This is a genomic window from Streptomyces sp. NPDC016459 (assembly GCF_040632845.1).
Classification (GTDB): Bacteria; Actinomycetota; Actinomycetes; order Streptomycetales; family Streptomycetaceae; genus Streptomyces.
Genome location: NZ_JBEYCR010000001.1, coordinates 1 through 13233 on the forward strand (window position 1 = coordinate 1; position 13233 = coordinate 13233).

Below are 13233 nucleotides of genomic sequence, written 5' to 3' on the forward strand. Positions count from 1 at the left end.
CATCCGAAGATGGACGGGGTATCAACTAATCTGGCGTTGATTTTTGGCACGCTGTTGAGTTCTCAAGGAACGGACGCTTCCTTTGTACTCACCCTTTCGGGCTTTCCTCCGGGCTTCCCTTCGGTATTTCGTGTTTCCAACCTTACCAGATCGTTTTCCGTACCGTTTCCGGTTCGGGGTCTGTATCCGGTGGCCTGTTGGCTGCCTTTTGCCTCTCGGCGTGTTCACTACTTTAGCTGATCCATTCGGCGACTCATAATTGAGTCGATCGAATTCCAATTCCGGCATGCCGGAAAAGGCCCCTGCGAGGGGCGTCATGTTCAGTAGTGGATGGCCGCTGCGGGGTGCTCGAACAAGCAGGCCCGTAACCAGCTGCTCGGGCTACGTTAGGCGCTTGGTCGGCCGGAGTCAAGCCTCCGCTTCCGGGGGCTGTGGGGGCGGTACGGACTCACCGTCGGGTCCTCGTCGATCCAGAAGCGCCAGGGGTGCGGGGCGCCGTCGCCGCCCACGCCGGTGCGGGGGCCGGTGCGGATGCGGTCCGGGTCGGGCGGGGTGCCGGTGAGCAGGGTCAGCGGGGCGTCCGGGGCGGCGCAGGTGTCCGTGCCGTTCAGGGAGAGGGCGACGTCGAGGGCCGTGGCCAGGCGGGCCGGGCCCTTGGCCAGCTCGCGGTCGTATCGCGCCGAGCGCCGGCGTGCGCGGGCCCGGTCGGCGCCCAGGAGGAACTCCCCCGCGCGCAGAAGGACCCCGCTCGCCTCGCCCTCCGGGCCGCACACCAGGTTGAGGCAGTGCCACATGCCGTACGTGAAGTAGACGTACGCGTGTCCGGGTGGGCCGAACATGACGGCGTTGCGTGCCGTGCGGCCCCGGAAGGCGTGCGAGCCGGGGTCGATCGCGCCCGCGTACGCCTCCACCTCCGTGAGACGCAGTTCCATCCGGCCCTCGTCTGAATTGCGGACGAGGGTGCGGCCGAGGAGGTCGGGGGCGACCTCGAGGACCGGGCGGTCGAAGAACGTCCGCGGGAGCGGCGTACGGTCGGGGCTCTCACTCATGGCGTCCGAGCGTAGTGGGGTCGCGCGGGGAACCGGCTACGGTCGTCGCGCGTATGTAGGGGTCAGGACCGACAAGGAGTGACATTCATGGGATTCAAGAAGCTGCTCGCGAGCCTTGGTGCCGGTGGGGCCAGCGTGGAGACGGTGCTCACCGAGGCGAACGTGGTTCCGGGCGGTGTCGTCCAGGGTGAGGTGCGGATCCAGGGCGGCAGTGTCGACCAGCGGATCGAGGGCCTCTCCGTCGGGCTTCAGGCGCGGGTCGAGGTGGAGGGCGGCGACCAGGAGCAGAAGCAGGACATCGAGTTCGCCAAGGTGCGCCTGGGTGGTGCCTTCGAGGTGAAGGCCGGTGCGGTGCACGTGGTGCCGTTCGGTCTGGACATCCCGTGGGAGACGCCGGTGACGTCCGTCGCCGGGCAGCAGCTGCGCGGTATGAACATCGGGGTGAAGACCGAGCTGGAGATCGCCCGCGCGGTGGACTCCGGTGATCTGGACCCGGTCAACGTGCACCCGCTGCCGGCGCAGCAGGCCATTCTGGACGCCTTCCTCCAGCTGGGCTTCCGTTTCAAGAGCGCGGACATGGAGCGCGGTCACATCCGGGGGACGCGGCAGAAGCTGCCCTTCTACCAGGAGATCGAGTTCTTCGCGCCGCAGCAGTACCGGGGGCTGAACCAGGTAGAGGTCAGCTTCGTCGCGGACGACCGCGAGATGGACGTCGTTCTGGAGATGGACAAGAAGCCGGGTCTGTTCGGTGAGGGAAGCGACTCCTTCCGTGCCTTCAAGGTGGGCCTCGACGACTTCCACGCCACCGACTGGGCGGCTTACCTGAACCAGTGGCTCGCCGAGGTCGGTGGCCGTCGCAACTGGCTCTAGGCCCGGCCCTGACGGGGACGCCTCGCCTGCGGCACGTCGGACTCGGCCCGCGGTTCCACGTGCTGGGGCGTGTCCGGCCGGTCGGTGAGTACGCGGCGCCGACAGCCGTCTGATCGTTCGTTTGTTGTTTGCCCGCTTCTGGTCTTGGAGAGATCAGAAGCGGGCATCTTTTGTTGCGCGGGAAAATTGCGTTGTCCGACCCCGGCCGGCCCGGCCATCGTTGATCCAGGCCCCACGGTCCCGTCCGGGGCGGGGCCTGCACACGGGAGGTGGGCACAATGCGGGACACACTGGTACTCAACGCGAGCTTCGAGCCGCTTTCGACGGTCACTCTGAACCGTGCGGTGGTGCTTGTCCTGCAGGCCAAGGCCGTCGTCGAGCACGCGCATCCGGAACTGCGGGTGCGGGGTGCCGCGGTCGACCTGCCGGTGCCCCGGGTGATCAGGCTCTGCCGTTACGTACGGGTGCCGTTCCGAAGACAGGCGCCGTGGTCGAGACGGGGGGTGCTGGTCCGGGACCAGCACCGGTGCGCGTACTGCGGGCGGCGGGCGACGACCGTCGACCACGTGGTGCCGCGTGCCCAGGGCGGTGGGGACAGCTGGCTGAACACGGTGGCCTCGTGCGCCGAGGACAACCACCGCAAGGCCGACCGGACGCCGGAGCAGGCGGGGATGCCCCTGCTGCACCAGCCGTTCGAGCCGACGCCGGCGGACGCGATGCTGCTCTCGATGCGGGCGAGCGAGCGGTCGGCGCTCCCCGAGTGGCTGGCGAAGGCGGCCGCGTAACGCTGTCCCGTACGGCAAGGGCCCGTCTCTCCAGGTGGTGAGAGGCGGGCCCTTGGCGTCGTGCCTGCGGGTCGGCTAATTGAGCGTCAGCTGGAGGATCGCGGCGATGCCGACCGCGATGATCACTCCGCGCAGGACCGTGGGCGGCAGTCTCCGGCCGACCTTGGCGCCGATCTGGCCGCCGATGGTGGAGCCGACGGCGATGAGCAGGACGGCCGTCCAGTCGAAGTCGGCGACGAAGAGGAAGAAGACGGCGGCGACGCCGTTGACGAGGGCGCCGAGGATGTTCTTGACGGCGTTAATCCGTTGCAGGGTGTCGTGGAGCAGCAGGCCCATGAGGGAGAGGTAGAGCACCCCTTGGGCGGCGCCGAAGTAACCCCCGTACACGCTGGCGAGGCACAGGCCGACGAGGAGGGCGGGGCCGCCGTCGGGGTGGGCCTCGGTGCCGGTCTGTTCGCGGCGGCGCTTGACGGCGGCGGCGATGCGGGGCTGGAGGAGGACCAGGACCAGCGCGAGGCCGATGAGGACGGGGACGATCGTGTCGAAGGCCCGGGAGGGCAGGGCCAGGAGCAGGATCGCGCCGATGAGGCCGCCGACGAGGGCGGCGCCGCCGAGGCGGAGGATGCGGGCCTTCTGGCCCTTGAGTTCGCGTCGGTAGCCGATGGCTCCGCTGATCGAACCGGGGACGAGTCCGAGGGCGTTGGAGACGTTCGCCGTGATCGGGGGGAGTCCGGTCGCGAGCAGGACGGGGAACGTGATGAGCGTTCCCGATCCGACGATGGTGTTGATGGTGCCGGCGCCGATGCCGGCGGCGAAGACTGCCAGTGCTTCCCAGATGGACAACGCCATCTCCTTACATGGTCAGTGAGTCGCCTCCCCGCCGTGACGTCGTCAGGGTCGAGGGGCTCGCACCGATCATGCACGAGAGGTACGTGTACGGGTCAGTCAACCGGCGGTTCGTCTCGCCTTTCGGCCCCGCCGCCCTTGGTGTTGAAGCCGGGAGCACCGCCGCCCACGTTGCCGAAGGCGCCGGAGAGGCCCTTGAGGGCGTCGCCGATCTCGCTGGGCACGATCCAGAGCTTGTTGGCATCGCCCTCGGCGATCTTCGGGAGCATCTGGAGGTACTGGTACGAGAGGAGCTTCTGGTCGGGGTCGCCCGCGTGGATGGCCTCGAAGACCGTGCGGACGGCCTGGGCCTCGCCCTCGGCGCGCAGGGCGGCGGCCTTGGACTCGCCCTCGGCGCGCAGGATCGCCGACTGCTTCTCGCCCTCTGCGGTGAGGATGGCGGACTGACGGGTGCCCTCGGCGGTGAGGATCGCGGCGCGCTTGTCGCGCTCGGCGCGCATCTGCTTCTCCATCGAGTCCTGGATGGAGGTCGGCGGCTCGATCGCCTTGAGCTCGACACGGTTGACGCGGATGCCCCACTTGCCGGTGGCCTCGTCGAGGACGCCGCGCAGGGCCGCGTTGATCTCCTCACGGGAGGTCAGGGTCCGCTCCAGGTCCATGCCGCCGATGATGTTGCGCAGGGTGGTGACGGTGAGCTGCTCGATCGCCTGGATGTAGCTGGCGACTTCGTAGGTCGCGGCCCGGGCGTCGGTCACCTGGTAGTAGATGACGGTGTCGATGTTGACGACGAGGTTGTCCTGGGTGATCACCGGCTGCGGCGGGAACGGGACGACCTGCTCGCGGAGGTCGATCCGGTTGCGGATCGAGTCGATGAACGGGACGACGATGTTCAGTCCGGCGTTGAGCGTGCGGGTGTAGCGGCCGAAACGCTCGACGATCGCCGCGCTCGCCTGCGGGATGACCTGGATCGTCTTGATCAGGGCGATGAAGACGAGCACCACCAGAATGATCAGGACGATGATGACTGCTGACATCGAGTTCCCCGTGCCCTTCGCTGCCGGTTGACTGCCGGGTGGTCTTGCATGATCGAGTTTCGCAGACGACGGAACGTCATGGGCGAGGTTCGGTCACATGACGACGGCGGTCGCTCCGTCGATCTCGACGACGTCGACCTGGTCGCCCGGTTCGAAGGTCTGTCCGGAGTCGAGCGCGCGGGCCGACCAGATCTCGCCCGCGAGCTTGATCCTGCCGCCTCCGGAGGCGTCGACCCGCTCCAGGACGACGGCCTGACGCCCCCTCAGGGCGTCGACACCGCTGGCCAGTCCGGGGCCGCCGGCGCGGTGGCGGGCGGCGATCGGGCGTACCACCGCGATGAGCGCCACGGAGACGACGACGAAGACGAGTACCTGGGGGACGACGCCGAAGCCGAGGGCGGCGGTCACCGCCCCGGCGACCGCTCCGACGGAGAACATGCCGAACTCCGGCATCGCGGTCAGGACCAGCGGAATGCCGAGCCCCACCGCGCCGATCAACCACCAGACCCACGCGTCGATGTCCACGGGGTCATGGTAGGGCGGGTGGGGCCCTCGGGGACAGGGCGCGGGCGGCTGTGCGGGACGCCGGCGCTCCGGCCGGTCACTTCAGGGGCAGGCCGTGGGCGGTCCAGCGGTCGGCGACGCGCTCGACGACGAGCGGCAGGCCGAAGCAGAGCGAGAGGTTGCGGGAGGTCAGTTCCATCTCGATGGGGCCCGCGGCGAGGACCTTGCCCTGACGGATCATCAGGACGTGGGTGAAGCCGGGCGCGATCTCCTCGACGTGGTGGGTGACCATGATCATGGAGGGGGCGTACGGGTCGCGGGCGAGGCGGCCGAGGCGGCGGACCAGGTCCTCGCGGCCGCCGAGGTCCAGGCCGGCGGCGGGCTCGTCGAGGAGCAGGAGCTCGGGGTCGGTCATCATCGCGCGGGCGATCAGGGTGCGCTTGCGCTCGCCCTCGGAGAGGGTGCCGAACTTCCGGTCCAGGTAGTCGTTCATCCCGAGGCGGTCGAGGAAGGCCTTGGCGCGCTGCTCGTCGACCGGGTCGTAGTCCTCGTGCCAGGTGGCGGTCATGCCGTACGCGGCGGTGAGGACGGTCTGCAGGACGGTCTGTCCCTTGGGGAGCTTCTCCGCCATCGCGATGCCGGCCATGCCGATGCGGGGGCGGAGCTCGAAGACGTCGGTGCCGACGCCGCCGAGCTGCTCGCCCAGGACGTGGGCGGTGCCCTTGGTGGGGAAGAGGTAGCTGGAGGCGATGTTCAGAAGGGTGGTCTTGCCGGCGCCGTTGGGTCCGAGGATGACCCAGCGCTCGCCCTCCTTGACCGACCAGGAGACGTCGTCCACCAGAGCCCGTCCGTCGCGGACCACGGATACGTCCACCAGCTCCAGTACATCGCTCATGAGCGCGTTGTCTCCCCTTGCGGTCGAGTCGAGTCGTCGCCTTGCGCCGGTGGGCGCGGCGTCCAGGGAAAACCTACGTTATCGACGGAGCGGGGCGGTCCCTGGGCCTGTCCGGAGGGGGAGCCCGTGGGACTTTCCGGACAGGGTCTGGGGCTTCCTCCGAGTCCTTAGTCTTGGGGGATGCTTTCGGAACCACGCTCAGGACGCCTGGCGGCATGGGGCAACGCCCTGCTGGCCGGGGCGGTGTCGCCGGACGAGGCGGCGATGGCCATTGTCGGGGAGGACGCGGTGCACCGCGTGGAGGGGCTGCCGGGTGAGGCGGTGCCGGTGGGACTGACACTGGCCCTCGGCCGGCTGCGGCGGCTCGGGGTGACCGGGTGGCGGGTGGCGCTGCCCGCGCCGGGGCATCCGCTGGGGCTGAGCGGACCGCCGGACTTCAACGCGCGCGCGTTGGAGGCGGAGGAGGCGGTGGTGGGCTTCGGCGCCCCGTACGGTCTCGTGCCGGAGGTCTCCGAGGCGGGTCCCGCGGGTGACGTGCACGTGGAGGTGGTCTGGCGCTGTCTCCCGGTGCGGGAGGCTCCGCCGGCGGACGTGCCGTCGCTCGGCGAGGCCGAGCGGGAGCTGGCGGAGGCCCTGCGCGACGCCACGGTCGTACTGACCCGGTTGGACGTCGCGGCCTCGGGCCCGGTGGCGGACGCGGCGCGTGAGGCGTACCGGGCGCGGGCGGAGGTGGGGCGGGAGGTCCTGGCCCCCGGGTATCCGCCGCGGGCGGTCCGGGTCCTGGAGCTGGCGCAGCGGGTGGGGCTGCTCGTGGACCTGGCGTACGACCACGGCCACGGGGGCGCGGTGAGCGCCTCCGAGATGGCGGCGCGGGGGCAGGCGCTGCGGCCGGTGGAGCGGGTGGCACGGCGGGCTCAGGTTGCGGCGTACAACGCTTACGTGGAGGAGAGGGAGCGGGAACGGGGGGTCTGAGCTCTGGTCCGCTGGGGGGTCGGGGGCGGGAGGCGCGTCCCAGGTGCGGCACGGGCCGGCCCCCGGGGGGTGTCCCGGGGGCCGGTGGTTCGGGGTGCTCAGTGGTTGACGGCGTGGTTGCCGAAGGCCGGGTTGAGCAGACCGATCACGTTGACCGTGTTGCCGGAGACGTTCACGGGGACGTGGACCGGGACCTGCACCAGGTTGCCGGAGGCGACGCCCGGCGAGTTGAGGGCCTTGCCCATGGCCTCGGCGCCGTGGGCGGAGGCGACACCCGCACCGGCGGCGACGATGCCCCCGGCGACCATGGTGAGGGCGGCGGCCTTCTTGAGGTTCTTCACTTGGTACATCCTCCTGGTCATCGCTGCGGCAGGTCCGCCGCAGCACGCCATGGAGAACGCCGCACACCCCGGAAGGTTGCGCCGAACGGGGGACATACACACGACGGTATGAATTACTGAACGGTCGTGCGCCCCGGCGCGCAGGGGGCGCGTCAGTCGGTGAGACCGTGTCGGACCGCCCAGAGTGCCGCCTGGGTGCGGTCCGCGAGGTCGAGTTTCATGAGGATGTTCGAGACGTGCGTCTTGACCGTCTTCTCGGAGAGGACGAGCGCGCGGGCGATCTCGCGGTTGGAGCGGCCGTCCGCGATCAGGCCGAGGACCTCGCGCTCCCGCTCCGTGAGCGTCGAGCCGCGTCCCGTGCCGGCCGGGGAGTCGTCCTGGGTCAGGAGCGCGCCCGCGACCTCCGGCTGGAGCAGGACGTGCCCCGCGTGGACGGAGCGGATCGCGCCGGCCAGCGCGTCGGGGTCGATGTCCTTGTAGACGTACCCGGAGGCGCCTGCGCGGAGCGCGGGGACCACCGTGCGCTGCTCGGTGAAGCTGGTGACGATCAGGACCCTGGCCGGGTTGTCGAGCGCGCGGAGCCGCTTCAGGGCCTCGATGCCGTCCGTACCGGGCATCTTCACGTCCATGAGGACGACGTCGGGGCGGAGCTCCTCGGCCCTGGCGACGCCCTCCGCGCCGTCGGAGGCCTCCCCCACGACCTCTATGTCGTCCTGTACCTCCAGGAAGGTGCGCAGGCCCCGTCGGACGACCTGGTGGTCGTCGACGAGGAGCACACGGATCCGCTTGTCAGCCACCGGGAACCTCCATCTCGATCGTGGTGCCCTCGCCCCGGGCCGAGGTCACGGTGAGCGATCCCCCGACGCCGCTCGCCCGGTCCCGCATGGAGACCAGGCCGAGGTGGCGTCCGGCGCTGCGGACCGTACGCGGGTCGAAGCCCTTGCCGTCGTCGGTGATCGTGAGCCGCGCACCCTGGCCGCTGCGGGTCAGGGAGACGGTGACGAGTTCCGCGTCCGCGTGCCGCAGGGCGTTGTGCAGGGCCTCCTGGGCGACGCGGAGCACGGCCTCCTCCTGCGCGGCGGGCAGCGCGCGGGTGCCAGGGCTCTCGAAGGTGACCCGGGCGGTGTGGGCGCGGTCCAGGACCTGGATGTGGGTGCGGAGGGTGTGGACGAGGCCGTCCTCGTCGAGGGCGGCGGGGCGGAGCTCGACGACGGCGGCTCGCAGTTCGTCGGCGGCCTCGGCGGCGAGGGAGGCGACCTGCTGGAGCTCGCCCTTGGCACGGGCGGGGTCACGGTCGACGAGCGCGGCGGCGGCCTGGGCGGTCAGCCGGAGGGAGAAGAGCTTCTGGCTGACGGCGTCGTGCAGCTCGTGGGCGAGGCGGGAGCGCTCCTCGGCGATGGTGAACTCGCGGCTGCGCTCGTACAGGCGGGCGTTGGTGAGGGCGATGGCCGCGTGCTGGGCGAGGATCGCGAGCAGTTCCTCGTCCTCGGCGGTGAAGCCGCAGCCGCCGGTCTCCCTCGGACAGCGCTTGTTGGCGAGGAAGAGGGCGGCGAGGATCTCGTCGCCGTCCCTGACGGGCAGGCCGAGGAAGTCGGACAGCTCGGGGTGGGCATCGGGCCAGCCCTCGAAGCGGGGGTCGTCGCGGACATCGGCGAGCCGCTCGGGCTCGGCCTTGTGGAGCATCGACGCGAGGATGCCGTGCTGCCGGGGCAGCGGGCCGATCGCCCTCCACTGCTCGTCGCTGACGCCGTCGACGACGAACTGGGCGAAGCCGCCGTGGTCGTCGGGGACGCCCAGGGCCGCGTACTCGGCGTCGAGCAGCTCCCGGGCGGAGGCGACGATCGTCTTGAGGACGTCACGGACCTCCAGGTGGCGGCTCATCGCCAGCAGGGCGGTGCTCACAGCGGCCAGGCCGGAGCTCGGTCGATGGCTCATGCGGTCACCGTACCGGCGGGTCGTGACCGTGCGTATCGGCCCGGGGGCGGCGGTGGAGGGGGACCGGGGACCTAGGTCGTAGGGCCCGGGGAGGGCGGCGGGGTCCGCACCCAGCGCGGCGAGGACCCTTCCTCGTCCTCGGGGATAAGGGGCCTGACTGTGCGCATTGCTCACGCAACGCCCGGTGAGGTTGTTACCCGCCCGATGTGAGCCCGCGCATAGGACCCAGGTCACTTACGAACGTTCCTAGTGGAGCTCAGGGAGCCGGTCAGGGTGGGGTGAGCCCGACATAAGGGTGCTTCGGTGGCTCGTGCACGGGCCCCTGATCCACTACCCCGGATCGTACGTCACACCTTTGCCACAGGATTTTGCTGCCGCTAAGAATTGCCAACGTCGCCGCCGAGCAGGCGTAGCGCCACTCCTGGCGGAGCGACTCCCAGCGATTCGAAGAGGTAGTCCGGAATGTCTGCGAACACCCCTGGCCACAGTCGTGGTCTGAAGAAGACCCACAAGGCCACGATCGCCGGCGTCGCCGCTCTGGGCGCCGCCGCGCTCACTCTCTCCCTCGTGCCCGGCAACGGCGCCACCGAAACGGAGCCGGTGGCTCTGTCCGGTACCCAGCAGGTGGCCTGGTCGTACAACGCGAACAGCCCCCAGGCGAAGGCGCTGGCCGCCAGCGTCACCGAGCAGCAGACCACCATCGGTCTGAAGGCCAAGCTGGAGGCGGAGGCGAAGGCCAAGGCCGACGCGCAGGCCAAGGCGAAGGCCGCGGCCGCCGCCAAGGCGAAGGCGGACGCCAAGGCCAAGGCCGAGGCGAAGGCCAAGGCGGACGCCAAGGCCAAGGCCCAGGCGCAGGCGAAGGCCGCGGCGAAGAAGCGTGCCGCGGAGAAGGCGGCCGCGAGCCGTTCCGTGGCCCGTACGCCGGTCTTCGCGAACAACCTCGACGGCTGGATCCGCGAGGCGCTGTTCATCATGGACAAGCACAACATCCCGGGCAGCTACAACGGCCTGCACAAGAACATCATGCGCGAGTCCAGCGGCAACCCGCGGGCCATCAACAACTGGGACATCAACGCCATCAACGGCGTCCCGTCCAAGGGCCTGCTCCAGGTCATCTACCCGACCTTCAAGGCCTACCACGTCAAGGGCACCGCGTTCGACCAGTACGACCCGGTCGCCAACCTCGTCGCCGCCGCCAACTACGCGGCCGACCGCTACGGCTCCATCGACAACGTCAACAGCGCGTACTGATCCTTTCGGACCGCTGTCGTACGCCGAAGGGCGGCACCCCCTGTGCGGGGGTGCCGCCCTTCGGCGTACCGGCGTGCCCGGCGACTACTTGCGCATGACCTCGGGCTCGTGGCGGCGCAGCAGCCGCGCCACGACGACGCAGCAGACGACGGCCATGAGCAGTTGGACGCCGAGGTCCAGGCTCCACTGGGCGACCGTGTGCTCCCACAGCGGGTCGGTGTTCGTGGGGTTCTTCGGATCCCACGGCGGCATGAGGCGGGCCAGGTCGAGGGTGGTGCCGGCGCCCGCGATGCCCCAGCGGGAGGGCATCAGCCAGGCGAACTGCTCCAGGCCCGGCGAGCCGTACACCTGGAAGAGGATGCCGGTGAACACGACCTGGATGATCGCGAACATCACCAGGAGCGGCATGGTCTTCTCGGCGGTCTTCACCAGCGCGGAGATGACCAGGCCGAACATCATCGAGGTGAGACCCAGGGCGATGACCTGGACGCACAGCTCGACGGCCGGGGGCATGAAGAGGCCCTCCTCGGGCAGCGCCCGGGTGGAGAAGCCGATGCCGCAGATGATGACGCCCTGGAAGGCCGTGATCAGGCCGAGGACGATGACCTTGGACATGAGGTACGCGGAGCGGGAGAGGCCGGTGGCGCGCTCCCGCTCGTAGATGACCCGTTCCTTGATCAGTTCTCGTACGGAGTTGGCCGCGCCGCTGAAGCACATGCCGACCGCGAGGATCAGCATGATCGTGCCGGCGTCGCCGTTGAAGCGGGACGGCGGTGTCGGCGAGCCCAGGCCGAAGTCGGCGGGGATGACCACCGAGACCGCGCCGAGGACGGCCGGCAGGATGACCATCAGACCCATGAAGCCCTTGTCGGAGGCGATCACGGAGACGTAGCGCCGGATCAGGGTCAGCAGCTGGGAGCCCCAGCCCTGCGGCTTGGGCGACCGGGCCATCGCCTGCTGCGGCATCTGGACGGGCTGGGCGGCGACGGAGTCGATGTCCGCGGCGTACATCTGGTAGTGCTGCGAGCCCTTCCAGCGGCCCGCCCAGTCGTAGTCGCGGTAGTTCTCGAAGGCGGAGAAGACATCGGCCCAGGTGGAGTAGCCGAAGAAGTTCAGCGCTTCCTCCGGCGGGCCGAAGTACGCCACCGAACCGCCCGGTGCCATGACGAGGAGCTTGTCGCACAGGCCCAGCTCGGCCACCGAGTGGGTGACGACGAGGACCGTGCGGCCGTCGTCGGCGAGGCCGCGGAGCAGCTGCATCACATCGCGGTCCATGCCCGGGTCGAGGCCGGAGGTCGGCTCGTCCAGGAAGATCAGCGAAGGCTTGGTGAGGAGCTCAAGGGCGACCGAGACGCGCTTGCGCTGACCACCGGAGAGGGAGGTGACCTTCTTCTCCTTGTGGATGTCGAGCTTGAGCTCGCGCAGCACCTCGTCGATCCGGGCCTCGCGCTCGGCGGGCGCGGTGTCACCGGGGAAGCGGAGCTTGGCCGCGTAGCGCAGCGCCTTCTGGACGGTCAGCTCCTTGTGCAGGATGTCGTCCTGCGGGACCAGACCGATGCGCTGGCGCAGCTCGGCGAACTGCTTGTAGAGGCTCCGGTTGTCGTAGAGGACATCGCCCTCGTTGGCCGGGCGGTAGCCGGTCAGCGCCTTGAGCAGGGTGGACTTTCCGGAGCCCGACGGGCCGATGACACCGATCAGCGACTTCTCCGGGACGCCGAAGGAGACGTCCTTGAGGATCTGCTTGCCGCCGTCCACGGTGACCGTGAGGTGGCGGGCCGAGAAGGAGATCGAGCCGGTGTCGACGAACTCCTCGAGCTGGCCGCCGACGAGCCGGAACGTCGAGTGGCCGACGCCGACGATGTCCTGCGGGCCGAGGAGGGCCGTGCCGCCCTTGGCGATCGGCTGACCGTTGACGTACGTGCCGTTGTGCGAGCCGAGGTCGCGGATCTCGAAGCGGCCGTCGGGCGTCGCGTGGAACTCGGCGTGGTTCCGCGAGACCTGGAGGTCGGAGACGACCAGCTCGTTCTCGAGGGCACGGCCGATGCGCATGACGTGGCCGAGGGACAGCTGGTGGAACGTGGTGGGGCTACGGTCGGCGTAGGCCGACGACGCCCCCGCGGCGGCGCCGTGCTGACCGTGACCCTGCTGGTGCGGGACCTGCTGCTGCGGTACGTGCGGCTGCGCGGGCGGCGGGCCCTGCTGCCAGCCCGGCTGCTGGGGAGCCTGCTGCTGCGGACTCTGCTGCGGCGGCGGGGCCTGGTGGGTGAGCCATTCGGCCTGCTCCGCGGCCTGGTGCGCGGGGACCGGCTGGGCCACCGGGGCGTGCTGGTGCCCGGCCTGCTGCTGCCCGGCCTGCTGCTGCCCGACCTGCGGTGCGCCCTGGGCTCCGGCGGCGAGATTCAGCCGCGGGCCGTCGGTCGCGTTGCCGAGGTGGACGGCCGAGCCGGGGCCGATCTCCACCTGGTGGACCCGCTGCCCCCGCAGGAACGTCCCGTTGGTGGAGCCGTGGTCCTCGATGACCCAACTCCGGCCGCCCCAGCTGATGGTGGCGTGGCGCCACGAGACCCTGGCGTCGTCGATCACCAGGTCACCCTGCGGATCGCGGCCAAGGGTGTACGACCTGGACGAATCGAGCGTCCAGGTCCTTCCATTCAATTCCAGTACGAGTTCTGGCACTCCATGCCCCACTACTTGTCCCCCGATGTACCCCCGTCGCTGGGAGTCTAGGGATGGCGAACATCGTGGGGAACT

Annotated in this window: 14 protein-coding genes; 5 read left to right on the top strand and 9 right to left on the bottom strand. The window is 70.1% G+C overall.

Going from position 1 to position 13233, the window contains the following annotated elements:
• Positions 1-240 (top strand): hypothetical protein (locus tag ABZ567_RS00005; RefSeq protein WP_360782444.1); only part of this gene is annotated, 240 nt, incomplete at its 5' end.
• A gap of 146 nt (positions 241-386) precedes the next feature.
• Here ABZ567_RS00005 and ABZ567_RS00010 read toward each other — a convergent pair.
• Positions 387-1049, bottom strand: coding sequence for a DNA-3-methyladenine glycosylase (locus ABZ567_RS00010; RefSeq protein WP_360782447.1), 663 nt, complete (start codon positions 1047-1049; stop codon positions 387-389).
• Positions 1050-1136: 87 nt separating this feature from the next.
• Here ABZ567_RS00010 and ABZ567_RS00015 point away from each other — a divergent pair, with 87 nt between their 5' ends.
• Both ABZ567_RS00015 and ABZ567_RS00020 read left to right on the top strand, forming a co-directional pair.
• The gene (locus ABZ567_RS00015) at positions 1137-1919 is read left to right on the top strand and encodes a sporulation protein (protein WP_360782450.1); all 783 of its coding nucleotides are present in this window, start codon (positions 1137-1139) and stop codon (positions 1917-1919) included.
• A 278-nt stretch (positions 1920-2197) separates the two neighbouring features.
• Positions 2198-2704, top strand: a complete 507-nt coding sequence (locus ABZ567_RS00020) for an HNH endonuclease (RefSeq protein ID WP_360782452.1) — start codon at positions 2198-2200, stop codon at positions 2702-2704.
• Positions 2705-2779: 75 nt separating this feature from the next.
• Here ABZ567_RS00020 and ABZ567_RS00025 read toward each other — a convergent pair whose 3' ends face one another.
• The 4 genes from ABZ567_RS00025 to ABZ567_RS00040 all read right to left on the bottom strand — a co-directional run bounded on the left by ABZ567_RS00025 (position 2780) and on the right by ABZ567_RS00040 (position 5983).
• The gene (locus ABZ567_RS00025) at positions 2780-3553 is read right to left on the bottom strand and encodes a sulfite exporter TauE/SafE family protein (RefSeq protein WP_360782455.1); all 774 of its coding nucleotides are present in this window, start codon (positions 3551-3553) and stop codon (positions 2780-2782) included.
• Between the two features lie 92 nt (positions 3554-3645).
• Entirely contained in the window at positions 3646-4584 is a 939-nt protein-coding gene (locus ABZ567_RS00030) for an SPFH domain-containing protein (protein WP_360782458.1), read from the bottom strand.
• Between the two features lie 93 nt (positions 4585-4677).
• The gene (locus tag ABZ567_RS00035) at positions 4678-5109 is read right to left on the bottom strand and encodes an NfeD family protein (RefSeq protein ID WP_360782460.1); all 432 of its coding nucleotides are present in this window, start codon (positions 5107-5109) and stop codon (positions 4678-4680) included.
• Positions 5110-5185: 76 nt separating this feature from the next.
• A complete protein-coding gene (locus tag ABZ567_RS00040; protein ID WP_360782463.1) occupies positions 5186-5983 on the bottom strand; it encodes an ABC transporter ATP-binding protein in 798 nt (265 codons plus the stop codon).
• Between the two features lie 180 nt (positions 5984-6163).
• Between ABZ567_RS00040 and ABZ567_RS00045 the strand changes: the two genes are divergently transcribed.
• Positions 6164-6955, top strand: a complete 792-nt coding sequence (locus tag ABZ567_RS00045; protein ID WP_360782465.1) for a hypothetical protein — start codon at positions 6164-6166, stop codon at positions 6953-6955.
• 98 nt (positions 6956-7053) lie between these two features.
• On the opposite strand, the gene ABZ567_RS00050 is transcribed toward ABZ567_RS00045, so the two are convergent.
• From ABZ567_RS00050 to ABZ567_RS00060, 3 genes are all read right to left on the bottom strand, one after another.
• The gene (locus ABZ567_RS00050) at positions 7054-7296 is read right to left on the bottom strand and encodes a chaplin (RefSeq protein ID WP_360782468.1); all 243 of its coding nucleotides are present in this window, start codon (positions 7294-7296) and stop codon (positions 7054-7056) included.
• 152 nt (positions 7297-7448) lie between these two features.
• Positions 7449-8093 carry a response regulator transcription factor gene (locus ABZ567_RS00055; RefSeq protein ID WP_360782471.1) on the bottom strand — a complete coding sequence of 215 codons (645 nt, stop codon included), beginning with the start codon at positions 8091-8093 and terminating at the stop codon, positions 7449-7451.
• The gene (locus ABZ567_RS00060) at positions 8086-9231 is read right to left on the bottom strand and encodes a GAF domain-containing sensor histidine kinase (RefSeq protein ID WP_360782473.1); all 1146 of its coding nucleotides are present in this window, start codon (positions 9229-9231) and stop codon (positions 8086-8088) included. The genes ABZ567_RS00055 and ABZ567_RS00060 overlap by 8 nt, the downstream gene beginning before the upstream one ends.
• 462 nt (positions 9232-9693) lie before the next feature.
• Here ABZ567_RS00060 and ABZ567_RS00065 point away from each other — a divergent pair, with 462 nt between their 5' ends.
• Positions 9694-10482: a transglycosylase SLT domain-containing protein gene (locus ABZ567_RS00065; RefSeq protein WP_360782476.1), complete on the top strand. Its 789-nt coding sequence runs from the start codon at positions 9694-9696 to the stop codon at positions 10480-10482.
• Between the two features lie 84 nt (positions 10483-10566).
• Here the strand turns inward: ABZ567_RS00065 and ABZ567_RS00070 are convergent, their stop codons facing one another.
• Complete coding sequence (locus ABZ567_RS00070) at positions 10567-13170, bottom strand: FHA domain-containing protein (protein WP_360782478.1); 2604 nt, start codon at positions 13168-13170, stop codon at positions 10567-10569.
• Between the last annotated feature and the right edge of the window lie 63 nt (positions 13171-13233).